This window comes from Chromobacterium alticapitis (assembly GCF_002924365.1).
Classification (GTDB): domain Bacteria; phylum Pseudomonadota; class Gammaproteobacteria; order Burkholderiales; family Chromobacteriaceae; genus Chromobacterium; species Chromobacterium alticapitis.
Genome location: NZ_PQWB01000121.1, coordinates 25101 through 48880 on the forward strand (window position 1 = coordinate 25101; position 23780 = coordinate 48880).

At 63.0% G+C, this 23780-nt stretch carries 27 protein-coding genes; 20 read left to right on the forward strand and 7 right to left on the reverse strand.

Annotation, left to right across the window (positions count from 1 at the left end):
- Nucleotides 1-20 precede the first annotated feature (20 nt).
- The 16 genes from C2I19_RS18545 (at nt 21) to C2I19_RS18620 (ending at nt 12158) form a co-directional block, all read left to right on the forward strand.
- Nucleotides 21-947, forward strand: coding sequence for a flagellar hook-length control protein FliK (locus tag C2I19_RS18545; RefSeq protein ID WP_103904109.1), 927 nt, complete (start codon nt 21-23; stop codon nt 945-947).
- Between the two features lie 107 nt (nt 948-1054).
- Nucleotides 1055-1573 (forward strand): flagellar basal body-associated FliL family protein, encoded by a 519-nt coding sequence (locus C2I19_RS18550; RefSeq protein ID WP_103904110.1) that lies wholly within the window; start codon nt 1055-1057, stop codon nt 1571-1573.
- Between the two features lie 5 nt (nt 1574-1578).
- Complete coding sequence (gene fliM / locus C2I19_RS18555; RefSeq protein ID WP_103904111.1) at nt 1579-2583, forward strand: flagellar motor switch protein FliM; 1005 nt, start codon at nt 1579-1581, stop codon at nt 2581-2583.
- Nucleotides 2580-3029: a flagellar motor switch protein FliN gene (gene fliN / locus C2I19_RS18560; protein ID WP_103904112.1), complete on the forward strand. Its 450-nt coding sequence runs from the start codon at nt 2580-2582 to the stop codon at nt 3027-3029. The genes fliM and fliN overlap by 4 nt, the downstream gene beginning before the upstream one ends.
- 5 nt (nt 3030-3034) lie before the next feature.
- On the forward strand, nt 3035-3481 hold the full coding sequence (fliO, locus tag C2I19_RS18565) for a flagellar biosynthetic protein FliO (RefSeq protein WP_103904113.1): 447 nt from the start codon (nt 3035-3037) through the stop codon (nt 3479-3481).
- Complete coding sequence (gene fliP, locus C2I19_RS18570; protein ID WP_199181264.1) at nt 3481-4233, forward strand: flagellar type III secretion system pore protein FliP; 753 nt, start codon at nt 3481-3483, stop codon at nt 4231-4233. Before fliO ends, fliP begins: the two co-directional genes overlap by 1 nt.
- Nucleotides 4234-4235: 2 nt before the next feature.
- Entirely contained in the window at nt 4236-4736 is a 501-nt protein-coding gene (locus C2I19_RS18575) for a GNAT family N-acetyltransferase (RefSeq protein WP_233201270.1), read from the forward strand.
- Nucleotides 4726-4995: a flagellar biosynthesis protein FliQ gene (gene fliQ / locus C2I19_RS18580; protein ID WP_103904115.1), complete on the forward strand. Its 270-nt coding sequence runs from the start codon at nt 4726-4728 to the stop codon at nt 4993-4995. The genes C2I19_RS18575 and fliQ overlap by 11 nt, the downstream gene beginning before the upstream one ends.
- On the forward strand, nt 4995-5771 hold the full coding sequence (fliR, locus tag C2I19_RS18585) for a flagellar biosynthetic protein FliR (RefSeq protein ID WP_103904116.1): 777 nt from the start codon (nt 4995-4997) through the stop codon (nt 5769-5771). Before fliQ ends, fliR begins: the two co-directional genes overlap by 1 nt.
- A 100-nt stretch (nt 5772-5871) precedes the next feature.
- Nucleotides 5872-6597, forward strand: coding sequence for a YebC/PmpR family DNA-binding transcriptional regulator (locus C2I19_RS18590; RefSeq protein ID WP_103904117.1), 726 nt, complete (start codon nt 5872-5874; stop codon nt 6595-6597).
- 151 nt (nt 6598-6748) lie between these two features.
- Nucleotides 6749-8044, forward strand: coding sequence for an aminopeptidase P N-terminal domain-containing protein (locus tag C2I19_RS18595; RefSeq protein WP_103904118.1), 1296 nt, complete (start codon nt 6749-6751; stop codon nt 8042-8044).
- A 2-nt stretch (nt 8045-8046) separates the two neighbouring features.
- Nucleotides 8047-9213: an FAD-dependent oxidoreductase gene (locus C2I19_RS18600; protein ID WP_103904119.1), complete on the forward strand. Its 1167-nt coding sequence runs from the start codon at nt 8047-8049 to the stop codon at nt 9211-9213.
- Nucleotides 9214-9215: 2 nt separating this feature from the next.
- A complete protein-coding gene (locus tag C2I19_RS18605; protein WP_103904120.1) occupies nt 9216-10364 on the forward strand; it encodes a UbiH/UbiF family hydroxylase in 1149 nt (382 codons plus the stop codon).
- A 23-nt stretch (nt 10365-10387) separates the two neighbouring features.
- Entirely contained in the window at nt 10388-11122 is a 735-nt protein-coding gene (locus C2I19_RS18610) for a DsbC family protein (protein ID WP_103904121.1), read from the forward strand.
- A gap of 58 nt (nt 11123-11180) precedes the next feature.
- On the forward strand, nt 11181-11798 hold the full coding sequence (locus C2I19_RS18615) for an energy transducer TonB (RefSeq protein ID WP_103904122.1): 618 nt from the start codon (nt 11181-11183) through the stop codon (nt 11796-11798).
- A gap of 99 nt (nt 11799-11897) precedes the next feature.
- Nucleotides 11898-12158: an acyl-CoA-binding protein gene (locus C2I19_RS18620; protein ID WP_103904123.1), complete on the forward strand. Its 261-nt coding sequence runs from the start codon at nt 11898-11900 to the stop codon at nt 12156-12158.
- 63 nt (nt 12159-12221) lie between these two features.
- On the opposite strand, the gene C2I19_RS18625 is transcribed toward C2I19_RS18620, so the two are convergent.
- From C2I19_RS18625 to C2I19_RS18655, 7 genes are all read right to left on the reverse strand, one after another.
- A complete protein-coding gene (locus C2I19_RS18625; protein WP_103904124.1) occupies nt 12222-12659 on the reverse strand; it encodes a type IV pilin protein in 438 nt (145 codons plus the stop codon).
- A gap of 23 nt (nt 12660-12682) precedes the next feature.
- A complete protein-coding gene (locus C2I19_RS18630; RefSeq protein ID WP_158253762.1) occupies nt 12683-15991 on the reverse strand; it encodes a pilus assembly protein in 3309 nt (1102 codons plus the stop codon).
- 2 nt (nt 15992-15993) lie between these two features.
- Entirely contained in the window at nt 15994-16524 is a 531-nt protein-coding gene (locus tag C2I19_RS18635) for a pilus assembly PilX family protein (RefSeq protein WP_103904126.1), read from the reverse strand.
- On the reverse strand, nt 16521-17222 hold the full coding sequence (locus C2I19_RS18640; RefSeq protein ID WP_103904127.1) for a PilW family protein: 702 nt from the start codon (nt 17220-17222) through the stop codon (nt 16521-16523). Before C2I19_RS18640 ends, C2I19_RS18635 begins: the two co-directional genes overlap by 4 nt.
- The gene (pilV, locus tag C2I19_RS18645) at nt 17219-17764 is read right to left on the reverse strand and encodes a type IV pilus modification protein PilV (RefSeq protein ID WP_158253763.1); all 546 of its coding nucleotides are present in this window, start codon (nt 17762-17764) and stop codon (nt 17219-17221) included. The genes C2I19_RS18640 and pilV overlap by 4 nt, the downstream gene beginning before the upstream one ends.
- Nucleotides 17761-18342, reverse strand: coding sequence for a GspH/FimT family pseudopilin (locus tag C2I19_RS22640; RefSeq protein WP_103904129.1), 582 nt, complete (start codon nt 18340-18342; stop codon nt 17761-17763). The genes pilV and C2I19_RS22640 overlap by 4 nt, the downstream gene beginning before the upstream one ends.
- Nucleotides 18343-18469: 127 nt before the next feature.
- Entirely contained in the window at nt 18470-19354 is an 885-nt protein-coding gene (locus C2I19_RS18655; protein ID WP_103904130.1) for a LysR family transcriptional regulator, read from the reverse strand.
- A gap of 134 nt (nt 19355-19488) precedes the next feature.
- Here C2I19_RS18655 and htpX point away from each other — a divergent pair, with 134 nt between their 5' ends.
- The 4 genes from htpX (at nt 19489) to C2I19_RS18675 (ending at nt 23768) form a co-directional block, all read left to right on the forward strand.
- The gene (gene htpX / locus C2I19_RS18660; protein ID WP_103904131.1) at nt 19489-20370 is read left to right on the forward strand and encodes a protease HtpX; all 882 of its coding nucleotides are present in this window, start codon (nt 19489-19491) and stop codon (nt 20368-20370) included.
- A gap of 63 nt (nt 20371-20433) precedes the next feature.
- On the forward strand, nt 20434-21405 hold the full coding sequence (locus C2I19_RS18665) for a TerC family protein (RefSeq protein ID WP_103904132.1): 972 nt from the start codon (nt 20434-20436) through the stop codon (nt 21403-21405).
- A 204-nt stretch (nt 21406-21609) separates the two neighbouring features.
- The gene (locus C2I19_RS18670; protein ID WP_103904133.1) at nt 21610-22323 is read left to right on the forward strand and encodes a response regulator; all 714 of its coding nucleotides are present in this window, start codon (nt 21610-21612) and stop codon (nt 22321-22323) included.
- Nucleotides 22320-23768 (forward strand): ATP-binding protein, encoded by a 1449-nt coding sequence (locus C2I19_RS18675; protein ID WP_103904134.1) that lies wholly within the window; start codon nt 22320-22322, stop codon nt 23766-23768. Before C2I19_RS18670 ends, C2I19_RS18675 begins: the two co-directional genes overlap by 4 nt.
- Nucleotides 23769-23780: the final 12 nt, after the last annotated feature.

Here is a 23780-nt window from a genome sequence, read left to right on the forward strand (position 1 = left end):
CACCCCGTCGAGGCTCGATCATGACCATTATTGTGAATACTCCCCCGGCTAGTTCCGGCAACGCTGCCAGCTCCGCCGGCGCGGCAGGCTCCGCGGCGAACGCGGGCGCGAGCGGCGATCTGTTCGCCAGCTTGCTGGGCGTTCAGATGAGCATGGTGGGCGGCTTGTTGCCGGGAATGGGCGAGGGCGGGGATGGCAAGGCGTCCGATGACAAGCCTGCGGCTAAATCATCGGACGATGACGGCGCCGCGCAGGCGGCGCTGGCGATGCCGTTGCTGGCGGCCTTGCAAGGCCAGCAGTTGCAGCAGGCGAACGTCAAAGGGCCCGAGCAGGATCTGCTGGCGCAGCAGGGCGCGGCCAAGATAGACCCATCCGCTTTGTTACAGGTCGGCAAGCAGGGTTTCAATTGGCAGTCTGACCAGCAAAAATTGCCGGAGCAGGATGCGTCGGCCCCGCAATTCTTGCCGCTGCAGGCCGCGCAACAGCCGCAAACCCAGCAGACGCATGCGGCCTCAGCCGTGCCGCAACTGGCCTTGCCGCAAACTTTAAACGATCCCAGCTGGGGCAAGGCTTTGGGGGAGCAGGTGCTGTCCATGGTCAATCTGAAGATGGACAAGGCGCAAATCCAATTGAACCCGCCGCAAATGGGGCCGATCGAAATCACTTTGAAAATGAACGGCAACGACCAGGCTCAGGTTTTGTTCACTGCAGCGGTGCCGGCTACGCGCGAAGCGCTGGAAAACAATATGCATAGGCTGAGCGCCATGCTCTCGTCCAGCGGCATTCAATTGACCGATTCCCAAGTGTCCAGTGGCAACTCCGGTCAGCAGCAACAGGCGTTCCAGCAGAAACGTGAGCGTCAACAACAGGGCTCGCCGGAGGCGGACGGCGTGGATGCGTTGGCTGCCATCAAGGCGGCTCGCGGCATCCTCAGCATTTTTGCCTGAACCGATTTGCTTTCGACTCTGTTCATCCGGACAAGAAAACTGGAAAATATGGGGGGGAAATCGTTTAAGATTTCACTAGGTACTCCATAAGGAACAGGTCATAAAATATGTCTGATGATAAAAAGGCGGCGGACAAGGTTGAAAAAAAGGCGGGCGGCGGCAACAAGTTGATGATGATCGTCATTGTGCTGCTGCTTCTTGTTTTGGCCGCAGTGGGCGGTTTGGCCGCTTATATGTTCACCAGCATGGGCAAGGCGCCGGGGGCGCAGACCGAGCAGGTCAAGGAAAAACCGAAGAAAAAACACGATGGTCCGCCTATTTTCGAAAAGATGGACACTTTTGTGGTGAATCTGGCCGGCAGCGACGGCAATCTGCTGCAAGTGGACATGCAGGCGGAGCTGGGCGATGAGGAGGCCAAGAAGAAATTCACTGACTATGCCCCGAAAATCCGTAGCGCGGTGATTTTGCTGCTGTCTTCCAAGACCGCGACTGAGCTCAGCACGGCTGATGGCAAGGTCAAGCTGAAATCCCAGGTCAAGCAAATCATCAATGAGGCCATGGAGGCGGGCGACGATCCAGTAGTCGACAGCATCCTGTTCACGTCCTTCATCATTCAGAAGCAATAAGCGCCATGGGCGACGATATCCTGTCCCAGGAAGAGGTAGACGCGCTATTACGGGGCGTCTCCGGCGAGGACGAAGATGACGAGGGCGCGCAGGACGCGCAGGGGGTCAGAAGTTACGACATCGGCCGGCAAGAGCGCATTGTGCGCGGCCGGATGCCTACGCTTGAAATCATCAACGAGCGCTTCGCCCGCAATCTGCGCATCGGCCTCTTCAACTTTCTGCGCCGCAACGCTGAAATCTCGGTTGGACCGGTCCGGGTGCAGAAGTACAGCGAATTCATACGCAACCTGGTGGTGCCGACCAACCTGAACCTGGTGCATGTCAAGCCCATGCGCGGAACCGGTCTCCTGATCTTCGATCCGGATCTGGTGTTTTTGATCGTGGATAATCTGTTCGGCAGCGATGGACGCTACCATGTGCGGGTCGAGGGCCGGGATTTCACGCCGACCGAGCAGCGCATCATCCATCGCCTGCTGGAGGTGGTGTTCAGCGAGTGCCAAAAGGCCTGGGAGCCGGTCTATCCTATCGAGTTCGTTTATCTGCGCTCGGAAATGAACACCCAGTTCGCCAATATCGCCACACCGACGGAAGTGGTGGTGGCGATGACCTTTCATATCGAACTGGGGGCGGGCGGCGGCGATTTTCACATCTGTCTGCCGTACTCGATGGTGGAGCCGATTCGCGATTTGCTGTCCAGCACCATGCAGGCGGACCGTACCGAGGTGGACAATCGCTGGGTCAATCTGATGACGCATCAGGTGCAGGCGGCTGAGGTCGAACTGGTGGCGACGCTGGCGCAGACCAAGGTGACGCTGGGACAAATCCTGAATCTGAAGTCAGGCGATGTCGTGATGGTGGAAATTCCGGAGCGCGTGGAGGCCGATGTCTCGGGCATACCGGTGTTCGAGGCCAGCTACGGCACGGTGCAGGGACGCTATGCCCTGAAGGTGGAAAAGATTTTGGCGGGGGCCCATGAGTTCATGGAGTCGCCGGGAGACAGGGAACAATGAGCGAAGAAGATCTGCAGGCCGGCGCGGCGGGCGCCGAGCAGGAAATTTCGATGGATGATTGGGCCGCCGCGATGGCGGAGCAGGAGGTGGCGGATAGCCAGCCCCATGAGGAGGCGATGCCGGCCCAGGGCTTGTTTCAAGAGATAGGGGCGGGCGGCATGGCCGGAGCGGGCGGCGGCTCGCAACAGAATCTGGACATGATCCTGGACATCCCGGTTCAACTGACGGTGGAGCTGGGACGCACCAAGATCGCCATCCGCAACCTGTTGCAACTGGCGCAGGGCTCGGTGGTTGAGCTGGACGGCATGGCAGGCGAACCTATGGATGTGCTGGTCAATGGCTGCCTGATCGCCCAAGGCGAAGTCGTGGTGGTCAACGACAAGTTCGGCATTCGCCTCACTGACATCATCACTCCGGCCGAGCGCATCCGCCGTCTGCAGAAGTGAGCGCCATGGCACAGTTTTCTCGCGCGCTGGCGGGCGCCTGCGCGCTGTTCTCGGCATCCGGCGCCATTGCGGCCGCCACGGCGCCGGTCGCCTCTCCATCGCCTTTCTCCAGCCTGCTGCAAGTCATCTTCGGCCTGGTCGTAGTGCTGGGCGCCATCGTCGGCGTGGCCTGGCTGTTCAAGCGCATGTCCGGCGGCATGCTGGGCGGCGCGGGCCGGGTGCGGGTGGTGGGCGGCACCATGGTCGGCCAAAAGGAGCGGGTGGTGATCGTCGAGCTGGAGGGCGAGTGGCTGGTGCTGGGCGTGACGCCGAACCAGGTCAATCTGTTGAATAAAATGGCCAAGCCAGAGGGCGCGGACGCCGCGCCGGCCGAACCGGCAGAGCCGTTCGCGCGCTGGATGAAGGCCGCGCTGGACAAAAGCCGCGCCGGGCAGGGGCGGCGGGATAAATGATGAATAAAAAGATGGTGGTCGCCCTGCTTTCCGGCGGGGCGTTGCTGGCCCCGCTGCTGGCGGACGCCGCGGCCGGCTTGCCCATGATGACCAGCACGCCGGCGGCTGGCGGCGGACAGAATTACTCGCTGAGCCTGCAAATGCTGCTGTTCATGACAGCGCTGACCTTCATCCCCGCGATGATGCTGATGATGACGGCGTTTACCCGCATCATCATCGTGCTGTCCTTGCTGCGGCAGGCGCTGGGCACGTCCCAGTCTCCTCCCAACCAGGTGATGGTGGGCTTGGCGCTGTTCCTGACGCTGTTCGTGATGGGGCCGACTTTCGATCAGGTCTACAGCAAGGCCTGGGTGCCGTTCTCGGACGACAAGATCAGCTTCAACCAGGCGCTGGACGAGGGCAGCAAGCCGATGAAGGCCTTCATGCTGCGCCAGACGCGCGAGAAGGACTTGGCGTTTTTCATCGAAATTTCGCAATCTCCCAAGCCGCAAAGCAAGGAAGACGTTTCGATGAAGACGCTGGTGCCGGCTTTCGCCATCAGCGAGTTGAAGACGGCGTTCCAGATCGGCTTCATGATCTTTATTCCCTTCATGATCATAGACCTTGTCGTCGCCAGCATTCTGATGGCGATGGGCATGATGATGGTGTCGCCGGTGACCATCTCGCTACCGTTCAAGATGATGCTATTCGTGCTGGTGGACGGCTGGACGCTGCTGATGGGCTCGCTGGTGCAGAGTTTTTACACGGGATGAGCATGCTGCTGGAAGCATTGTCGGAAGCGGACTGGCCTGCCTGTCACGCGCTGTTTCGCGAAAGCGTGCTGGCCCTGGCCGGGGGGGCGTACTCCAGGGAGCAGTGCGAGGCCTGGGCGCCGGCGCGGCCCTGGGATGGCGAGCTCGAGCAAGGCTGGCGCGAGCGTCTGGGCGGCGCATGGGCGTGCAAGGCGGTGGCTGGTGACGGCCGCCTGGCCGGCTTCGCCTGGCTTGCGCGAGACGGCGAGTTCGATATGTTGTTCGTCGCGCCTTGGGCCGGGCGGCAAGGCTTGGCGGGCCGGATGGTCATGGAGTTGGAGGCGCGCGCCGCGAAAGAGGGCGTGCGCGCGCTGCATGCCTGGGCCAGCCATGCCTCGCGTCCGGTGTTTGAACGGGCGGGATATCGGCTGCTGCGCGCCAACCAGATAGCGCGAGGGGGCGTGTCAATAGACAACTGGCTGCTGGCCAAAGGCGGCTGGAAGGAGGGGGAGCATGAGTCCTGAGTTGGTCATCAGCATCATGCAGAACGCGTTGTACATCCTGATCATCGTATCGGCGCCGGTCTTGCTGACGTCCCTGCTGGTCGGCCTCTTGGTCAGCATTTTGCAAGCAGCCACGCAGATCAATGAGATGACGCTGACCTTCATCCCCAAACTGCTGGCGATGTTTCTGGTGCTGGTGCTGGCGGGGCCGTGGATGCTGAGCACGCTGATGGATTACATCATCCGCTTGTTCCAAAGCATTCCGAATGTGATCGGCTGATGCTGGCGATAAGCGATGTCCAGATCAACGCCTGGGTCGGCATTTTCGCCTGGCCCTTCGCGCGCATGATAGGACTGTTTCTGACCGAGCCGATCTTCGCCTATCGCGGCGTGCCGCGTCGCTTCAAAGCGGGCTTCGCGCTGCTGCTGACCATCATGGTGGCGCCCTTGCTGCCGCCATTGCCCGCAGTGCCGCTGGTGTCTGCGGAAGGGATAGCTATTTTGGTGCAGCAATTGCTGATCGGCCTGGCGATGGGCTTCGTCATGCGCATCGTCGTCAGCGCGGTGGAAGTCGCGGGTTTTCTGATTAGCGCCCAGACCGGTCTAGGCTTCGCCATGTTTTTCGATCCCATCCATGCGGCGCAGGTGCCGGTGTTGTCGCAGATGCTGTCCCTGTTCACTTTCTTTCTGTTTCTGGCCTTTAACGGCCATCATGTGGTGTTGCGCACGCTGGTGGAGAGCTTTCAGGTCTTGCCGATAGGCATGGCGATGCCGGCCGTGGGCATCAAGGCCTTGGTGTTGTGGGGAGGCCATATGCTGGAGTGGGGCGTGCGGCTGGCGATGCCGGTGATAGGCGCGCTCTTGATCACCAATCTGGCCATCGGCGTGATGACCCGCGCCGCGCCGCAGTTCAATATCCTGACTTTCGGCTTTCCGCTGACCATCATGATAGGCTTCGGTACCCTGTATTTGACGCTGCCCCTGATGATCCCGGTGATTGAACAGATGTATCGCGAGGGTTTCGTGATGATGTTGAAGATGCTGCAGGCCAAATAGGGCGGCATCTCGTAGACGACGGCCGCTTCTGTTAAAATGGCGCGATTTTTGATTGACGCTTGGGTTCGCCAGAGAACCAAACCAACAGACAGAGGCAAATATGGCAGGTCACAGTAAATGGGCTAACATCCAGCACCGCAAGGGTCGCCAGGATGCCAAACGTGGCAAGATCTTCACCCGCCTGATCAAGGAAATCACCGTAGCCGCCAAAATGGGCGGGGGCGACGTCAACATGAACCCGCGCCTGCGCCTGGCGGTGGACAAGGCCAAGGCCGAGTCCATGCCCAAGGACAATATCGAAAACGCGATCAAGCGCGGCACCGGCCAGCTGGATGGCGTCGATTATGTCGAATGCCGCTATGAAGGCTACGGCATCGCCGGCGCGGCGGTGATGGTGGACTGTCTGACCGACAACAAGACCCGCACCGTGGCCGATGTGCGCCACGCCTTCTCCAAGTACGGCGGCAATATGGGCACCGATGGCTGCGTGTCCTTCCAGTTCAAACATTGCGGCTATCTGGTGTTCGCGCCGGGCGTGGACGAGGACGCGCTGATGGAAGCCGCGCTGGAAGCCGGCGCCGAGGATGTGGTGAGCAATGACGACGGCTCGATCGAAGTCATCACCGGCCCTTACGAATTCACCGACATCAAAGATGCGCTGGAAGCCAAGGGTTTCAAGTCCGAGATGGGCGAAGTGACGATGCGCGCGGAAAACGAGACTGAGCTGACCGGCGACGAAGCCGCCCGCATGCAGAAGCTGCTGGACGCGCTGGAAGACCTGGACGACGTGCAGGAAGTCTACACCTCGGTCGTGATCGGCGAATAAACTCAGCTCGTTCAGGCGAACAACCCGGCCCCGCCGGGTTTTTTCATGCCCCTGTCCTGCCTGGCGCGTCCGCGGGCTTGGGGCGGGAGCGCAGCCGGTGTAAACTGGCCCCTCATTGTCCCTAGAGATCTCGCGCAGGAAACCGCCATACATGTACCAGCCGCATGCCGCCCGCCGCAGCCGTCTGCTGAAGCAGATCGGCGATGGCATCGCCTTGCTGCCAACCGCGCAGGAAGCGGTTCGCAACGCCGATTGCCACTATCCCTTCCGTCCCGACAGCTATTTTCTGCACCTGAGCGGTTTCGCCGAGCCGGAAGCCGTTCTGTTGCTGGATGGCCGCAGCGGAAAATCCATCCTGTTTTGCCGCGAGCGCAATCCGGAAAGAGAGATCTGGGATGGTTTTCGCCATGGTCCGGACGGCGCGCGCGCGACGTTCGGCTTCGACGAGGCCTATCCCCTGAGCGAGATGGCGGAGCGGATTCCGGCGCTATTGGCGGACTGTGGCCAGTTGTGGTGGCCGCTGGGTCATGACGAGGCTTTCGACCGTCGCGTCAATGGCTGGCTGGACGCGGTGCGGAGCCAGGTTCGCAGCGGCGTGCGGCCGCCGGCGCATTATGGCGATCTGCGCGCGCTGCTGGACGAGATGCGCATGGTCAAGGATGAGGCCGAGATCGCGCTGCTGCGCCGCGCCGGCGAAATTTCCGCCGCCGGCCACGTCGCGGCCATGCGCGCCGCGCGGCCGGGCATGCATGAATATCAATTGGAAGCGGAACTGCTGCGAGTCTTTGTCGGCAGCGGCGCGCGCCACCAGGCTTACGAGTCCATCGTCGCCGCCGGCGGCAACGCCTGCACGCTGCATTATGTGGCCAACGACGCCTTGATTCGCGATGGCGATCTGGTGCTGATCGATGCAGGCTGCGAGCTGCAAGGCTACGCCGGCGACATCACGCGCACCTTCCCGGCCAACGGCCGCTTCAGCGGCCCGCAGCGTGACGCATACGAAATCGTGCTGGCCGCCGAGCTGGCCGGCATCGCCGCGGTCAAGCCTGGCGCTGCCTGGCCGGCGCCGGCCGAAGCGGCGTTGAGAGTCATGGCGCAAGGCATGTTGGATCTGGGCCTGCTGGCCGGCACGGTGGATGGGGTGATAGAGTCCGGCGCCTATCGCAAGTTCTACATGCACGGCGTGGGCCATATGATAGGCCTGGACGTGCATGACGTCGGGCGGAGCAAGCTGCAAGGCCAGTGGCGCAGCTATCAGCCGGGCATGTGCACCACCATAGAGCCCGGCCTGTATATTCGGCCTGCCGACGATGTGCCGGCGGTCTTCCACAATATCGGCGTGCGCATCGAGGATGACGTGTTGGTCACCGCGGATGGCTGCGAAGTGTATACCGCGGCGGCGCCGAAGCAAATCGACGAGATAGAAGCGCTGATGCGCGGAGCGTGAGCATGAATGCGATGAACAGCGAACACGCCGACGTTCTCGTGGCGGGCGGCGGCCCGGTGGGCGCGCTGGCGGCCCTGCGGCTGGCCCGGCAGGGCCGCCGCGTGCTGCTGATCGAGGCTCGGGCGCGCGATGCCGAAGTGCGCGATGCGCGCGCCTTGGCCCTGTCCTGGCATAGCCGGGAGCTGTTGGCGGAAGCGGGCGCCTGGCCGGATGGCTTGCCGGCCACCGTCATCGATACTGTGCATGTGTCGCAGCAGGGCAGTTGCGGCCGCGCGCGGCTGGACAAGTCGGATCTGGACCTGCCGCATCTGGGCGCGGTGGTCGATTACCCCGCCCTGGTGGCCGGCCTTGGCGCCGCGCTGGAGCGCGCCGGCGTGCGGGTGATGTGGCAGGCCAGGGTGGTTCAGGTCAAGAGTCTGAGCCAGTACGCTTGCGCCGAGGTGGAGACGCCGGACGGCAAGCGCCTGTTGACCGCCCGCCTAGTGGTATTGGCGGAAGGCGGCGCGCTGGCGGAAACGCTGCCTGGCATTCGTCGGCTGGTGCATGACTATCAGCAATGCGCGGTATTGGCCGAGGTGGAGACCGAGCGGCCGCCTCAAGGCGTGGCCTATGAACGCTTCGCGCATGAGGGCCCGTTCGCGCTGTTGCCGCATGGCGAGCGCTATATGCTGGTGTGGACGCGCAGCCGGGACGATGCCGAACGGCTGGTTGCCGACGAGGGCGAGTTGCGCGAGCAACTGAAGCAGGCTTTCGGCGAGCGGCAGGGACGTATCCTGTCCATAGGGCCGCGCGCCAGCTTCCCCTTGGCGCTGCGCCAGGTCAACCAGGTGGCGAGCGGCCGGGTGGCGCTGATAGGCAATGCGGCGCAGACCATGCACCCGGTGGCGGCGCAGGGCCTGAACCTGGGGCTGCGCGACGCCGTGGGGCTGAGCCAGGCGCTGGAGGGCGAGGCCGATCCGGGCGAGGCGCGCGCGCTGAGGCGCTACGCCGCCGCGCGCAAGCTGGACAGCCATGCCGTGGTGGGCTTCACCCACGGGCTGGTCAAGCTGTTCGACGGCCATCACCCATTGCAGAACGCGCTGCGCGGCGCGGGCATGACGGCGCTGGACGCGCTGCCCGCGCTGAGGCGCAAGTTCGCCGGCCATCTGGTGTTCGGCGTGCGAGGATAGGAATGCGTTACGACAAATATCAGGCCATCATCATAGGCGGCGGCTTGGTCGGCGCCAGCCTGGCGCTGGCGCTGGCGAAGCAAGGCAAGCGCGTGGCGCTGCTGGAGCGGCAAGCGCCGGCTCTTGAAGGCCTGGAACAGGACTGGGATGCCCGCGTCTACGCGGTGAGCCCGGCCAATCGGAGGTTTCTGGAGAGCCTGGGCGCATGGCCGGACATGCGGCGGGTCGGCACGATCGCGGCGATGGACGTGCGCGGCGACGCGGGCGGCCGCATCGATTTCGCCGCGCGCGACGCCGGCGCCGAGGCGCTGGCCTGGATAGCGGAAAACCGCTGGCTGTTGGCCGCCTTGTGGCGGCGCCTGCGGGATAGCGAGGTCGAGTTGTTGAGTGGCGGCGCGCAGTCGCTGCAAACCACGCCGTTGGAGGCCAGGTTAAGCCTGGACGACGGACGGACGCTGCGCGCGGAGCTGGTGGTGGGCGCGGATGGCGCCAACTCCTGGGTGCGCGGCCAGGCCGGGCTGGAGGCCGCGGTCAAATCATATGGCCAGAGCGGCGTCGTCGCCAATTTCGCTTGCGAGACAGCGCATGGCGGCGTGGCGCGGCAGTGGTTCCTGGGCGGCGATATTCTCGCTTGGCTGCCGATGGCCGGGAACCGAATTTCCATGGTGTGGTCCACCTCTGATTCGCAGGCGCTGTTGAGCTTGTCGCCGGAGGAATTGGCCCGGCGGGTGGCGGAGGTGGGCGGCGGATTGCTGGGCGCCTTCGAGACCATTACGCCGGCCGCGGCATTTCCCTTGCGGCTGATCCGCCCGGAAGCGGTAGTGGCCGAGCGGGTGGCGCTGGTGGGCGATGCCGCCCATACCGTGCACCCTCTGGCGGGGCAGGGCGTCAATCTGGGCTTCCAGGACGCGGCGCAGCTGGCAGAAAGCCTGGGCGCGGCGCCGGATTGCGGCGACTGGATGCTGCTGCGCAGCCATCAGCGGCGGCGGCGCGAGGCCGTGGCGGCGATGCAGCTGGGCTGCGACGGCTTATATCAGCTGTTTCAGGCCAGGCTGCCCGGACTGCCCTGGCTGCGCAACGCAGGGCTGTCGCTGACCGGCTGCCTGAAGCCGCTGAAGCGCCAATTGGCCAGACAGGCCATAGGATACTGAATTCCCACAAGGACAATGAACAGATGAAAACCAAATTGAAGTCGCTGGCCTTGGCCAGCTCCCTGCTGATGTCTCTGGCCGCCTGCTCGCAGGCCGCCGGCGGCAATCTGGACGATGTGAAGAAGGCTTTTCTGACCCACTTCCCGGGCAAGCAGGTGAAGAGTGTCGGGGCCACGCCGGTCAAGGGCATTTATGAGCTGGTGGTGGACGGCAAGCAGGTGGTGTACACCAATAGCGACGCCAGCTACCTGTTCGTCGGCGATCTGATCGACACCAAGAACAAGGAAAGCCTGACTGAGAAGAAAATGGCCGAGCTGTCCAAGGTGGACTTCAATTCTCTGCCGCTCGAATATGCTTTCAAGGATGTGCGCGGCAAGGGCGAACGCAAGATGGCGGTGTTCACCGACCCGGATTGCCCGTTCTGCAAGAAGCTGGAGCGCGAAAGCCTGAAGGACATAGACAACGTCACCATTTACACCTTCTTGTACCCGCTGACCCAGCTGCACCCGGATGCGATGCGCAAGTCCAAGCAGATCTGGTGCGCGTCCGACAAGGCCGCCGCCTGGACTGCCTTCATGCGCGACGGCAAGCCGCTGACCGGTCCGGATAATTGCGACACCGCGGTGCTGGACAAGATTCAGGCCCTGGGCGAGAAGCTGGGCGTCACCGGCACGCCGGCGCTGATCTTCCCGAACGGCCGGCTGGTGCCTGGCGCGATAGACGGCAGCGATATCGAACAGCTGCTGAGCGCCAAGTAAATCACTCGATGACGGAGCCGGCTTTGCCGGCTCCGTTTGCATGTTTGGAAGGATAGGCGTGAAATCAAGGCGGCGGCCCTGGCGCGCGGCCGAGCGCGTCTTGCTGGCCTTGTGGCTGTCCATCCTGGCGCATGGCGCGCTGCTGTGGCTGCCGCTGCGGCCGGGCAGCCTCGATGGCGGCGCGACCGAAACGCTGACGGTCAGGATGCGCGACTCGGCTGCCGCTGCGGCCAGGACGGGGGCGACGGCCGCGCCGGATGGCGCGGCGAGGGCGGCCGCGGGGTCCGAGCCGGCGGCGGCGGGATTGACGTCAGCAACGGAGTCTGCCGCATCGCCAAGCGGCGACCGCATGCGCCTCGGCGCCGACATCTATTATCCGGCGAGTGAGCTGGATCAGTTGGCGATGGAGCGCAGCAGCATCGTGTTGCCCGAGATGGCATTGAGCGCGTCGCCGCAGCCGCTGACGCTGCTGGTTTTCATCAGCGAGTCCGGCCAGGTGGACGCGGTGCGTTTCGAAGGTTCCCCGTCCAAGGCCCTGGCGGACGCCATCGAGCCGACTTTCCGCGCCGCCTGGTATCAGCCGGCGATCAAGGATGGACGGCCGGTCAAGAGCTACAAGCGAATACGGATTGAGCCGCAAGCGGAAGAGGCGCCGCAGCCGGCACTGTCGCGCTGAAAAGCTTCGTGCTACATTGTCCCCCGTCCCGGCGCATGCCGGGGGGCTAACACCACAGGGGCGGACAACCGCCCCGGATTCATCGACAAAGGAAATTCCATGTCTGATCTGCAGACCTTGTTTACCCAGGCCCAGGCCGATGTGAAAACCCTGTCCGAGCGTCCGGACAACCAGACTCTGCTGCAACTGTACGCGCTGTTCAAACAGGCGAGCGAAGGCGATGCGCACGGCGAGCGTCCGGGCATGATGGACTTCATCAACCGCGCCAAGTTCGACGCCTGGGAAAAGCTGAAGGGCAAGAGCGCGGACGAAGCGATGCAGGAATACGTGGACGTGGTGAACAAGCTGCTGGCCGACTAAGCCCGCGCGAACACCTGTCAAAACGGCGTCCAATGGACGCCGTTTTTCATGGGGCTTCAGGGTTTACCAGCAGCCGCTCGTGCTGAGCGCATGGTTGCTGGCGTCGACATTGCTCTGGTTGCCTTGATTGTCCAGCTGGTAGGTATAGCAACTGGTGTCCTTGGTCTGATTGCCCTGAGGCGAAGCGGTTAGCGTGAAGGTGGACGCGGTGGCGTTGGTGATGGCCAGCGCGTACAGATTGTTGCCGCCGCCGGGCACGTAGACGGTGCCGCTGGCGTAGTTCAGCGTGGAGAGCTGGGAGGCGTAGGTATTGTTCAGCGTGTAATAGCTTTCCTGGCGCGTGGCTAGGTCCTGCAACGCGGTTTTGGCCACGCTGCGGTTGGACTGCAGGATATAGCTGTTGTAAGAAGGCACGGCGATGGCGACGACGATGGCGAGTATGGCCATCGTGATCATCAGTTCTATCAGCGAAAAGCCTTTTTGCGGGTTGGTTTGCGGCATGCGGGGTGTTTCCTGTTTCGGGGTTAGCGCAATTCTATCCAGTTCAGGCGCGTGTGCAGGTTGAAGGGTGCCCGGTTGATCATGCTGGGATTGGTGATAGGGCCGCCGCCGATGCTGCTGCCGATGGCGAAGTAGTTGTTCTGATAGCTGACGACGTTGGCGCTGCCCGCCATATTGACGGCCACGGCGTTGATGACGGCGCCGTTGATCCCGGCGAAGGTGCCGGAGTCATTGGCGTAAAACGAGGTGGCGGTGGCGCCGCCGGTTCTGAGGTCCGGCGACATGGAGAAACCGGTGGCGGAACCCACGGTGCAGGACGCGGGGTTGTTGTTGGGCGGGATGGTCGTATTGACCGTGAATGTGCCAAATATATTGACCGGGTTATAGATCACTTGTTCGCCGCTGCCCGGCAGGTTCAATTTCCAGCCGTAGCTGCTGTTGGCGGTGCTGGGGCTGCAAGCGCTGTTGCCCTGCCAACACACTGTGTTGCTGGACAGCGAGCGATAGCCTTGCACGCTGCCTAGCGTGGAGCTGTACGAGCCGGTGACGGTTTGGGTGGTGAGATTGCTCGGGCCCAGCGTCAGGCCGCCGGAGGGGGCCGCCATGGCGTAGTAGGCGCTTTGCCCGGTCAGGGTATTCCAGCCGCTCATATCCCAGTCCCATACGCCATAGAGGCTTTGGGTGCCGCTGGCGTAAGTGTCGGCCGCAGCGGCGGTAAATGGAATTTTCTGTCCGGTGCCGAAGCTGACCGTTACGCGCGGGCTGGCGTTGCCGGTGGGAATCGACGAAACCAGCAATTTGCTGGTGATGGGTTGCAAGGCGCGGGTACAGGTGCCGGCGCTGACCTGGGCGTTGGTGCAATAAGTGTATTGCGTGGTCAACAACGGCGTGGCCGAGTTCTTGCCGAACTTGGAGACTGACCAGTTCGAGGGGCTGCTGCTGGTGACGTCGAAGCGCCAGACATTGCCGAATAGGTCGCCTGCATAGATGTAGTCGGTGATGTTGTCGCCATCCAGATCCACTGCGGTGGCGTAGTAAATGCCATTGTAGTTTCCGCCGCCGGACGGATCGTTGCTGGGACCGCTGCCGGTGTCAAGCTCGTAGAAGCTGCGCGTGCCGTCGCTGGCCACCAGCATGATGAACAGCGCCGCGTGGCCATTGCTGCTGTTGTAGCCATTGCCGAAGATCGCGCCCCAGCTGCCGTTGTGGAAGCGGGTGATGACCGGAGTGCCGAAGGTATAGCCCAGATCGTTGCCGCAATTGTTGTTGCCCACGCAACTGATGGTGCTGTTGCTGACTTCGCTGATCACCAGGCTGGAGGCGTTGCTTTCCGAGAAGTTGGACGGATTGCTGACGTCCAGCATGTATAGTGCCTGGCCGCCGGCGCCCATGCCGCCCATCAGCCAGGTGTGCCAGCTGTTGCTGTAGTAAAGGTCGTCCGCGGCTGGAGTCGCATCCACGAAATACTGGTGCTCGTAAGTTGAGCCGCTGTATTCGATGGTGTTGGCCAGCGCCGCTGAGGGCATGTAGGCGATGACCTCGCCGCCGTCGTTGAGCGTGGGCGTCGTGGTGTAGTTGCCGTTCGAGTCAAAGGCGCCGCTGCGATAGCCGTGCAGCATGCCGTCGTTGCTGCCGTTGTAGATGATGTTGGCGCGCGTGGCGTTGGTGCTTTGGTAGGCGCCGTAGGTCTGGGCGTTGCTGGTGTTTTCCTGCATGGTCGCGCTCGGGTACAGCTTGTCGGTCCAGGCGTTTGGGTATTTGTTCTGCGGCGCGCCTACCCATACCGGGCTGCTGTTGATGATGTCGCCCAGTACGCTGTTGCGGGCGCGGAATAGTCCGACGCCCTGCGAATTGACCTCATTGCTTCGGCTGCCGCGCAAGTAGGACAGGCGGGCCTGGCCGTTGCTGTCGCTGTTCAGCGTGCTTTGTTGCGCGGCGCTTAGACTGGTCCACAGGAACGGCACGCCCTGGCTGCCGTTCCAGGTCAGGATGGATCGGCTGGCCTGCGCGGTCATGTTGTTGACGCTGGTGGCGCTGCAGTTGCCGCCGGTCAATACGCAGGAGGCATCCCAGGTCGCCGTGCTGGAGACCGTGACAATGCCGGTATTGGGATTGCCTAGCAGCGCATAAGAGGCGACTTCCCCCCACCAATTGTCAGGGTGGTAGCTGGCGACGTATTGTTGGGTGCCGGTCTTGACCAGGCTGGTGGGCTGGCTGTTCAGGCCGCTGGAGCTGGAGGATTGGGTGAAGGGCTGCACCTGGAAGCAGGCGATCTCGTGCACGTTGCGGCTGCCGCCGGTGGAGCCGGCGAAACCGAAGGTCAGATTGGTGGGCAGCGTGCCGCTGGTGCCGGAAGTATTGATGTCGAAATTGGAAATGACGCTGACGTAGGCGCCGTTGTTGTAGCTGTAGGACAAACTCAGCAGATTGTCCGGCGTGATGTTCAGCTTGTAGCTGATGGGGACCGCCTGGCTGCGTTTGGTGGAGGCTTCGTTAGCCATGGGCCGGCTGCTGGGCAGGCGATAGACGCCGTTGACGATATTGGGATTATTGGTTGGATTGCTGATTCTGATGAACGGGTAGTCCTGAACGCTATGGCCGTTGTACCAGGCATTTTGACAAGCGGACTGGATATTGTACGGATTCGATTCGTTGCTGAAGACCGTGCCCGGCGCATTGGCGGCAATGGAGCCGGAGCCGCGCAGCGAGATGTTCTGCGGCGTTTGGACGGTGCCGGTGGCGGTGTTGTCGGAGGCGTTGGGGAAGTTGCCGTACTCGTCCATGCCCAGGCCGAGAAAGCCATTGAGTATGCCGTTGAACGGGGCGTTGCCGCTGTTGTTGGAACAGCTGTAGCCCAGACTGCCGCCGAACGATCCCACCGCATTCGGAATGGCGGTGAGGAGGAAGAAGCTCATGCCATCGGCGCCGTCGCGCGCAGGGCCGCCGGAGTCCCCGCCGTAGCTATAGGTGGTGAAGGTTGCTTGCAGGCCGCTGGTGGACGGAAACAGACTATTGTAGACGATGGCGCCTGACTGTTTGTTGGCGCTGTTGGTTAGCCGCAGGGCGCCGTTGCCGCTGCTGTCCGGCATGGTGCCATTGTTGCCGCCCACTTGCGCGTTGCCGCTGGGGTCGGTGCTGCCGCAGGCTGGAATCGAACCGCTGCCGCTGCCGGCGGTGAGGCAGGCGCCGCCGAATACTTTCCAGTTGAGTTGGGCGCTGCCGCCGGTGAAGTTGTCGCCAACCACGATGGCGTGGGCGCAGGCGGGCCACAGCGCGGCGAGCAGCAGGCTCAGCGCGGTGCGGGCGCAAGGAAAGCGAGTGGCGTGTTTCATCGTCATTTCCCCAGGTTTTTGACGCCGGAATACAGCGTGTAGGTGCTTTGCAATACGACTATCGAGCTGGAGTTGCCGCCGTAGCCCAGGGCGGTGATCTGATACAGCGCGCCGTTGCCGGCATTGTTCAGGCCCAAATACTGGATGTAGAGTTGCGGCGACTGGTAGAAGGCGGCATTGCTGGCCAGGCCGGCGTTGGGCAGGGCGTAGGTGTAGCCGTTCCAGGTGCTCGGGTCGGTTGGACTGGTCAGCGCGCCACTGCATAGCGTCAGTGACGTTTGCGCCGCCGAGCAGCTGGCCGTGGCCGAGCTGGCATTGCCGGGCTGGATCAGCCACCACTCAGCGTAATCGACCGCGGCCTGGGCGGCCTCGAAGGCGCGTCCCTTTTCACGGATGTTGCCGGCCATCCGGCCTTGCAGGCCGACGCCGCGCATCAGCGCCAGACCGATGATGGTGATCACGATCAGGATCATCAATGCGGCGATCAGCGTGAAGCCGCTTTGCGGAGAGGGGGGGCGTTGAGGCGATTTCATAGCTGGTTCATCACCCCGATTACCCAGGATACCGTCAGCGAGCTGGTCGCAGGGTTTTGGACGGTCACCTGGCTGGATAGGGGGTTGAGCATGGTCAGTATGACTTTGACTGAACGTACCACGGCGCCGCTGGGCAGGGTGCTGGCCGGATAGTAGTGGTTGACCGAGCCATTGCCGGCGCCGTCTACGCCGTATAGCACGCTCATGCTGGCGACGCCGTCCACCAGCGGCTGGGCTGTGCCGCCGTTCAGGGCGCAGGTCAGCTGATTATTGCCGTTGACGGCGAATTGGTTGATGTAAATGGTATTGCCGGCTCCGGTATTGGAGGTGCCGTTGCAGTTCAGTACGCCGTCGTTCGGCGCGGTGGCGAAGCGTATGCTCAGCGTGTCCGACGCGCCCGAGACGCCGCTGGTGCCGGTTATGGACTGGCCGGCCGCGAAGGCGCCGGAAGCGGGCAAGGCATCGGTGACCGCTTGGGCTTGCGGGTTCGGGTAATAACCGGCTGATTGCACGATGGTGTTGATCAGCGTCATGGCCGTGCGCTGGTTGTCCTGCAGCCGAGCCAGGCCGCTCTGGTTGCTCTGGGCCAGCTTGGTCGACGTGAAGATCATCACCAGCACGCTGAGCAGCAGCAGGCCGATGGCGAGGGCGACCATGACTTCGATCAGGCCGCTGCCTTGTTGCCTAAGCCGCGTCATGGCACCACCACCATCTGATATTGGGCGTTGGATGTCGCGGCCGCCGTCATGGAGGCGGCGTTGACCTTGGATAGCTTTTCCTGCCAGGAAACCGTGATGAGACACGAGGCGGGAGAGTTGGTCGTGGACGGGGCGCAGGCTATCTGGCCGCTGCCTCCTGGCAGCGTGCCCAGCAGCTGGCCCCACTGGGATGTGTCATAGACAGCCATGTCGGCGCTGTTGCAGGTGGTGCTGGAGGCGGCGCAATCCTTCGGCGGCAGTGTCATGATGGGAGCGCCGGTGATGCTGCTGGATGTGACGGTCCAGCTGTTGCTGTTGGCGCTGGTCAAGGCGGCCCAGTAAGCGTTGTTGGCATGCATGGAGGCGGCCATGCTGTCCGCGGCAATCGCGCCCAGGCTGCGGCTGCGGGCGATGCCGGTGTTGTTGATGGCGGCCGCCTGCATGGCGGCGACGCCGAGCAGCCCCAGCGAAATGACGATTAGCGCCACCAGCACTTCCAGCATGCTGATGCCCGCCTGGCGTAAGGGTGGGCGCGCGTTCATGGGCATGTCGTCCCTGTGGGCGTGGTTTGGCCTTGCCGCAGGATGGCCGGATGGCCATAGGCCTCCACGACCACGCAATATTTGGTGGCGCTGGCGCTGGCAGCGCTGCTGACCGCGACTTTGCCGGTATTGGCGGAAGCGGAGTAACCCATGCGGTTGAAGCAGAACGGCGTGGTGCCCGAGGCCGGCGGGTTGGCCAGATTGGTGTAGGCGGCCGAATCCTTGCTGGAGAAGGCCTTTTGCTTGCGCAGCACGCTGCCGTTGGTGCCATCGACGCAGCTGCTGCCTGTTGTCACTATCCAGCCCACTTTCCAGTCTGCGCTGTTGCCGCCGGCGGCGTCGCAGGTTGGACTGACGGTGCCGCTATTGCTGGATTGGCAGACCAGGACATACTGCCCCTGTTTGATCGCCTCGCTTCGCGCATAGAGGATGTCGCTGTACAGATTGCTGCTCTCCGCTTGTATGCTCTCCATGGCCACGGTGTTCTGGTAAGCCGGCACGGCGAAGGCCAGAATGATCGCCAGGATCGCGATGACCATCATTAACTCTAACAGGGTGAAACCGTTGTGTTGACGCATGGTGACTCGTAGGCGGCCTTGTCTTTATTGTAGGGAAGCGCGGTATGCGGCCTATTATCCGTCAATTTCCATATGGATAGAATGGCTGGAACATCCATCGGTCCCGCGGGCGCGGCCGTTTGTCGCTTCAGCTCCAGGCGTTGAGAATGGCCAGCAGCGCAGGGTGCTGCAATTTGCGGCGGCTGGCCGTGACATAGTAGTGCTCCCAAACGCCTTCCAGCATGCCTATGGCCTCCAATCCCGGGTGCGCGTCGCTGTCGTCGGCCAAGGCCGGCGTGGGGCATAGGCCCAGGCTTTGCCTGGCGAAGGTTTCCATCAGCGCGTAGTCATCGCATTCGCCTACCACCGTGGGGCGGATGTCCTGCGACTCGAACCAATGCTCGAGCTGGCGGCGCAGCACATAGTCGCGGCTGGGCAGCAGCAGGGGCGCTTGCCGCAGGCTGGCGGGAAAGCCGGGCTGGTAACGCGCCCTCAGTTCGGGGCTGGCCAGCAGCAGGACGGGACAGCGCAACAGCGGCCAGGACTGGTACTGTTGCTGCTCGCCGCTGGCGACGGGACGGTCGGCCAGCACCAGGTCCAGTTTGTGGCGGCCCAGTTCGCCCATCAATTCCTCGAAGTCGCCTTCGCTGCAGCTCAGACGCAATTGGCCCGGCTCTGTCGGCATGGCCGGCCGCAGCAGGCGGCTGGCGATGCTCTTGGGCAGCACGTCCGATATGCCCGCCGCCAGTCTCTGCATATGGTCCAGCCGCGCGTCGGCCATGGCCTCCGCCAACTCCTCGCCCAGCAGAAAGATGCGATCGGCGTAACCCTGGGCCTGCCGGCCGGCTTCGGTCAGTTCCAGTCCGCGGCCCTGCTGGCGGAACAGCGCGCGTCCCAGTTGCCGCTCCAGCTTGGCGATTTGGCCGCTGATGGTTTGCATGCTGACGCCCAACTGCTCGGCGGCGCGGGTCACGCTGCCGGTGCGGGCGACTGCCCAGAAGTATTGCAGGTGTTTGTAGTTGAGTTTTTCCATCTGACAGTTCGAAAAAATGGAATTAATAATCAGATTTTAGCTGCTTTTTTCGATGGTTTGCATAACCTACACTGCAACGAGGCCTAGGTTTTGCATTGGGCCATATATACGAAGTCAATTTTGGAGATCGAAACATGAAACGGGTGATTTTGCTGATCGCCACCAACATCGCCGTGATGCTGGTGTTGAGCGTGAGCGTGCGCCTCTTGGGGCTGGACCGCTTCGTCACCGCGGGCGGCCTGAATCTGGGCATGCTGCTGATGTTCTCGGCGGTGGTGGGTTTCGGCGGCGCCTTCATTTCCTTGGCCTTGTCCAAGACTATGGCCAAGTGGAGCACCGGCGCGCGCGTGATCACGCAGCCGGCAGGCCAGACGGAGGCCTGGCTGCTGAATACCGTGCGCAAGCTGGCCGACCGCGCCGGCCTGCCCATGCCGGAAGTCGCAGTGTACGAGGGCGAGCCCAATGCCTTTGCCACCGGCCCCAGCCGCTCCAACTCGCTGGTGGCGGTGTCCACCGGCCTGCTGGCCAATATGAATGAGGAGGAAGTGGAGGCGGTGCTGGCGCACGAAATCGCCCACATCCGTAATGGCGACATGGTGACGCTGACGTTGATCCAGGGCGTGGTCAACACCTTCGTTTACTTCCTGGCCCGCGTGGTGGGTTATCTGGTGGACAGCTGGCTTAAGCGCGACGAGGAAAACAGCGCCGCCGGCACCGGCATCGGCTATTTCGTCACGGTGATTGTCTGCGAAATCGTGTTCGGCATCCTGGCCTCTTTGGTTGTGATGTACTTCTCGCGCCAGCGCGAATTTCGCGCCGACGCAGGCGCCGCCGAGCTGCTGGGTTCGCCGCGGCCCATGGCCAACGCGCTGCGCCGCCTGGGCGGCATCGAGGCCGACGGCCTGCCCAAGAGCATGGCCGCGTCGGGCATCGCCGGCGGCCGCGGCCTGCTGGGCCTGTTCGCCACCCACCCGAGCATGGAAGAGCGCATTGTCGCGCTGGAAGGCCGCGGCTGAGACTAGGGGCGGCGAGAGCCGCCCGCAACGAATTGACGGAGCAAGCAATTGATCGAGTTACTGATGTCCCCGGCGCTGGGTTATCCGCTGTGGGTGTGGATCATGTTCATGACGGGCGTGCTGGCCTTGTTGGCCTTCGACCTGGGCGTGCTGCAGAAGGATGGCCGTGAAATCGGCGTGAAGGAAAGCCTGAAGCTGTCGGCGATGTATATCGGCGTCGGCCTAGCCTTCGGCGCTTGGGTATGGTGGTATCGCGGCGCGGACGCCGGCGTGCAGTATCTGACCGGCTATCTGTTGGAGAAGTCGCTGTCGCTGGATAATGTGTTCGTGATTTCTTTGGTCTTCGGCAGCATGGCGGTGCCGCGTGCTTACCAGCACCGGGTGTTGTTCTGGGGCATTCTGGGCGCCATCGTGATGCGGGCGCTGATGATAGGCGCCGGCGCGGCGCTGGTGGCGCAATTCCAGTGGGTGCTGTTGCTGTTCGGCGCCTTCCTGCTGTTCGCCGGCCTGAAGATGCTGTTCGCCGCCGACGATGAACCGATGCCGCTCGAGCAGCAGGGCTTGTACAAGTGGCTGCGTCGCCGCATGCGCCTGACGCCGGGCCTGGTCGGCAACGCGTTTCTGGTGCGGGGCGAAAACCATGGACTGGCGGCTGGCTGGTGGGCGACGCCTCTGCTGCTGACCTTGATCCTGGTGGAAGCGGCCGACTTGGTGTTCGCGGTGGACAGCATTCCGGCGATCTTCGCGGTGACGCAGGATCCGTTCCTGGTCTATACCTCCAATATTTTCGCGATTTTGGGCCTGCGCGCGCTGTATTTCGCGCTGGCGGCCATGGTGCATCGCTTCCATTACCTGAAGTACGCGCTGGCGCTGGTGCTGGTGCTGATAGGCGTCAAGGTGGGGCTGGTGTATCTGCATGATATCGGCCTGGTGGCCTTCAAGCTGCCGACGGCATTGTCGCTGCTGCTGACTGTGTCGCTGCTGGGCGGCGGAGTCGGCTATTCGCTGTACCGAACGAGGGGGGCGGCAGGCTAGCTCCGGCTTATATGCCGCGCTGCGTGTCGGGCTTTGGCGGCGGATTTCGACCCGGCTTGAGCGCGAGGCGAGGAACCAATTGCCGTTTGCATGGTTCAAACTGAACGGGCGTCTGCCGCATCTCGGCAGGCGCCCGTTTGTCCGATGGCCATGCGTCGCGGGCCAACTGGTCTTCATAATCATAAAACCTTAGGAATAGTCTTGATGTCACAAGCCCCTCGTTTGCTTATCGTTGATGATGATCCGGATCTGCGCGACCTGCTGAGCGAATATCTGAGCTCTCAAGGCATGACGGTGGCCGCAGTGGGCGACGGCGACGCGATGAATCGCACCCTGGCCGAGCAGTCGTTCGATATTCTGATTCTGGATCTGATGCTGCCCGGCACCGACGGCCTGACCTTGTGTCGCGATCTGCGCTCGCGCTCCAGCATCCCCATTTTGATGTTGACCGCCCGCGGCGATGAACTGGACCGCATCATCGGCCTGGAAATGGGCGCGGACGATTACCTGCCCAAGCCTTTCAACCCGCGCGAGCTGTTGGCCCGCGTGCGCAGCATCCTGCGCAGAATGGATGAAAAGCGCAACAGCAGCTCCTTGCGCGCCCTGCAGTTCTCTGATTGGCGGCTGGAACTGGGCGCCCAGCACCTGGTGGATGGCGAAGGCGTGGTGACGCCGCTGTCCGGCGGCGAGTTCAAGCTGATGCAGGCGCTGGCCGAGAATCCGCAGCGCGTCATGTCGCGCGACCAATTGATGGAGGCGATGAACGGCAAGGAAGCCGGGCCGTTCGACCGCACCGTCGATGTGATGATAGGACGCCTGCGCAAGCGGCTGGGCGACGACGCGCGCGAGCCGCTGCTGATCAAAACCATACGCAGCGGCGGCTATATGCTGGCCTGCGAGGTGGTGCCGGTTCGATGAGGCGTCTGCCGCGCACGCTGTACGGCCAGTTGCTGCTGACTTTGCTGACCAGCGTGCTGCTGGCCAATGTGATTGGCATTGCCCTGGTGCTGACCGATCGCGAGCAGCTGACGCGCACCTTGCGCGCCGAATACGTCGCGCAGCATTTGGCCGACATGATCAATCTGCTGGATGAAACGCCGCCGGCCAACCGCGGCAAGCTGGCCGGCGCGATGTCTTCGCCGCTGGTGCAGGTGGTGTTGGGCCATCCCTGGCTGGACAGCCGCAAGGCCGATTGGCCGGAAGCCAGCATGTTGTGCCAATTGATACGCGACGACCTGAATTTCCCGTATCGCATGCAGGTGCTGTCCTTTCGCGAGGACGAGCCGAATGCGCCCGAGGGGTTGCTGACGCCGTTCATGGAGCCGGGCATGCATGTCTTCTCGCCCGCGGACAAGCAGTTCGGGGTCAAAGCGGTGCCCAGCGATATGGAGGCGGGCGAGCAGGAGTTGAAAATCCAGATGGCGACGGTGCAGGTGACCTTGCGCGACGGTACGGTGGCGACCTTTCGCATCGGCCAGGTGGTGTCGCCCAAGGAAACGCCATGGCGGGTGACGGCCTGGCTGTTGCTGGTCGCCCTGGTGGTGGCTGCGGTTTCAGCCTGGGCGGTTCGCCGATTGACCCGGCCGCTGGCCTTGTTTTCCAAAGCCGCCTCCGGCTTGGCCGCGAATCTGGATCAGCCGGCTTTACCGGAAACCGGCACGCAGGAGGTGGTCAACGCCACGCGCGCCTTCAACCGAATGCAGAAAGAGCTGCAGCGGTTTCTGCAGACGCGCAGTCAGATGCTTGCCGGCGTGTCGCATGATTTGCGGCTGCCGATCACCCGCATACGGCTGAGGCTGGAACAGTTGCAGGAATCGCCGCAGCGGCAGGCGATAGAGCGCGATCTGGTCGAGATGGACCAGCTGATCGGCGATACCTTGGCTTATCTGCGGCTGGGCCAGGGTAATGAAAGCCGCGTGCTGCTGAATCTGGATGCCTTGCTGGAGGGCGCGATCGAGGATATCGAAGCGCTGGGCGCGCAGGTGCGCTACGCGTCTGAGCCGGTCAAGCCTTTGTTGGCCAGGCCGCAGGCGCTGCGCCGCTGCATCGCCAATTTGCTGGAGAACGCGCGGCGTTACGGCGGCGACGGCGTCATCGAAGTGCGCTTGCTGGAGCGGGATGGGAGAGTGGAGGTGCTGGTGCGCGACCACGGTCCCGGCATTGCCGATGCCGACCTGGAAAGGGTGTTCGAACCTTATGTGAGGCTGGAGCATTCCCGGGCCAAGCATACCGGCGGCAGCGGACTCGGATTGGCCATCGCCCGCGCCATCGCGCGCGAGCACGACGGCGACATCCTGCTGTTCAACCATCCTCAGGGCGGTTTGTGCGCCGAGTTGAATTTCCCGGCTCAGCGAGCGGCTTAACACTGATTGACA

Coding starts and splice junctions, on each gene's coding strand:
- C2I19_RS18670 (WP_103904133.1), top strand. CDS start 21,610: ATGTCACAAGCCCCTCGTTTGCTTATCGTTGATGATGATCCGGATCTG.
- C2I19_RS18575 (WP_233201270.1), top strand. CDS start 4,236: ATGCTGCTGGAAGCATTGTCGGAAGCGGACTGGCCTGCCTGTCACGCG.
- C2I19_RS18635 (WP_103904126.1), bottom strand. CDS start 16,524: ATGAAATCGCCTCAACGCCCCCCCTCTCCGCAAAGCGGCTTCACGCTG.
- C2I19_RS22640 (WP_103904129.1), bottom strand. CDS start 18,342: ATGCGTCAACACAACGGTTTCACCCTGTTAGAGTTAATGATGGTCATC.
- C2I19_RS18655 (WP_103904130.1), bottom strand. CDS start 19,354: ATGGAAAAACTCAACTACAAACACCTGCAATACTTCTGGGCAGTCGCC.
- fliO (WP_103904113.1), top strand. CDS start 3,035: ATGGCACAGTTTTCTCGCGCGCTGGCGGGCGCCTGCGCGCTGTTCTCG.
- pilV (WP_158253763.1), bottom strand. CDS start 17,764: ATGAACGCGCGCCCACCCTTACGCCAGGCGGGCATCAGCATGCTGGAA.
- C2I19_RS18595 (WP_103904118.1), top strand. CDS start 6,749: ATGTACCAGCCGCATGCCGCCCGCCGCAGCCGTCTGCTGAAGCAGATC.
- C2I19_RS18605 (WP_103904120.1), top strand. CDS start 9,216: ATGCGTTACGACAAATATCAGGCCATCATCATAGGCGGCGGCTTGGTC.
- C2I19_RS18550 (WP_103904110.1), top strand. CDS start 1,055: ATGTCTGATGATAAAAAGGCGGCGGACAAGGTTGAAAAAAAGGCGGGC.
- fliR (WP_103904116.1), top strand. CDS start 4,995: ATGCTGGCGATAAGCGATGTCCAGATCAACGCCTGGGTCGGCATTTTC.
- htpX (WP_103904131.1), top strand. CDS start 19,489: ATGAAACGGGTGATTTTGCTGATCGCCACCAACATCGCCGTGATGCTG.
- C2I19_RS18600 (WP_103904119.1), top strand. CDS start 8,047: ATGAATGCGATGAACAGCGAACACGCCGACGTTCTCGTGGCGGGCGGC.
- C2I19_RS18610 (WP_103904121.1), top strand. CDS start 10,388: ATGAAAACCAAATTGAAGTCGCTGGCCTTGGCCAGCTCCCTGCTGATG.
- fliM (WP_103904111.1), top strand. CDS start 1,579: ATGGGCGACGATATCCTGTCCCAGGAAGAGGTAGACGCGCTATTACGG.
- C2I19_RS18630 (WP_158253762.1), bottom strand. CDS start 15,991: ATGAAACACGCCACTCGCTTTCCTTGCGCCCGCACCGCGCTGAGCCTG.
- fliP (WP_199181264.1), top strand. CDS start 3,481: ATGAATAAAAAGATGGTGGTCGCCCTGCTTTCCGGCGGGGCGTTGCTG.
- C2I19_RS18625 (WP_103904124.1), bottom strand. CDS start 12,659: ATGCCGCAAACCAACCCGCAAAAAGGCTTTTCGCTGATAGAACTGATG.
- fliQ (WP_103904115.1), top strand. CDS start 4,726: ATGAGTCCTGAGTTGGTCATCAGCATCATGCAGAACGCGTTGTACATC.
- C2I19_RS18665 (WP_103904132.1), top strand. CDS start 20,434: ATGTCCCCGGCGCTGGGTTATCCGCTGTGGGTGTGGATCATGTTCATG.
- C2I19_RS18620 (WP_103904123.1), top strand. CDS start 11,898: ATGTCTGATCTGCAGACCTTGTTTACCCAGGCCCAGGCCGATGTGAAA.
- C2I19_RS18590 (WP_103904117.1), top strand. CDS start 5,872: ATGGCAGGTCACAGTAAATGGGCTAACATCCAGCACCGCAAGGGTCGC.
- fliN (WP_103904112.1), top strand. CDS start 2,580: ATGAGCGAAGAAGATCTGCAGGCCGGCGCGGCGGGCGCCGAGCAGGAA.
- C2I19_RS18640 (WP_103904127.1), bottom strand. CDS start 17,222: ATGACGCGGCTTAGGCAACAAGGCAGCGGCCTGATCGAAGTCATGGTC.
- C2I19_RS18545 (WP_103904109.1), top strand. CDS start 21: ATGACCATTATTGTGAATACTCCCCCGGCTAGTTCCGGCAACGCTGCC.
- C2I19_RS18675 (WP_103904134.1), top strand. CDS start 22,320: ATGAGGCGTCTGCCGCGCACGCTGTACGGCCAGTTGCTGCTGACTTTG.